Here is a 584-nt window from a genome sequence, read left to right as displayed (position 1 = left end):
ACCATCTTAATCTCAGGCATCATTGGTGAATGTGTTTGAGCGGTTGTAAGCCCCGAGCGGGTCGTTAGCTCAGTTGGTAGAGCAGTTGACTTTTAATCAATTGGTCGCAGGTTCGAATCCTGCACGACCCACCAATACAGAAAAGAGCGCCCACCGGGCGCTCTTTTCGTTTCTGCACTCCGATGTCTGGCGTGCAGGATGAGAACCTGCTGCAGGGTCGACTGAATCGCGCAGCGATTCAGGCTGATGCGCCAGCATCACCCGAAGGGCGAGGCCCGAACGGGCCGAGGCAATCCTGCACGACCCACCAATACAGAAAAGAGCGCCCACCGGGCGCTCTTTTCGTTTGTAGGCTGCGCAGTCAAACGTGCAGGATGAGAACCTGCTGCAGGGTCGACTGAATCGCGCAGCGATTCAGGCTGATGCGCTAGCATCACCCGAAGGGCGAGGCCCGGACGGGCCGAGGCAATCCTGCACGACCCACCAATACAGAAAGAGCGCCCACTGGGCTAATGCCGATCATTTAAGGATCGGTTGACCGATCCAGTGGCAGGTGTAAAAAGGGTTCATGTTCATCATGGACC

General features: G+C 56.7%; 1 tRNA gene and 2 other RNA genes. All 3 read left to right on the top strand.

Going from position 1 to position 584, the window contains the following annotated elements:
• Positions 1-58 precede the first annotated feature (58 nt).
• The 3 genes from NR177_RS14620 (at position 59) to NR177_RS14610 (ending at position 486) form a co-directional block, all read left to right on the top strand.
• A tRNA-Lys gene (locus NR177_RS14620) sits at positions 59-134 on the top strand.
• Between the two features lie 43 nt (positions 135-177).
• Positions 178-310, top strand: a non-coding RNA gene (locus tag NR177_RS14615) — RtT sRNA.
• Between the two features lie 43 nt (positions 311-353).
• Positions 354-486, top strand: a non-coding RNA gene (locus tag NR177_RS14610) — RtT sRNA.
• Positions 487-584 lie beyond the last annotated feature (98 nt).

It is taken from the genome of Pantoea sp. Fr+CA_20, assembly GCF_024520835.1.
In the GTDB taxonomy this organism is placed as follows: Bacteria; Pseudomonadota; Gammaproteobacteria; order Enterobacterales; family Enterobacteriaceae; genus Pantoea; species Pantoea allii.
Note: the sequence above shows the minus strand (reverse complement) of the source record. Positions and strands in the feature narration are given on the sequence as shown.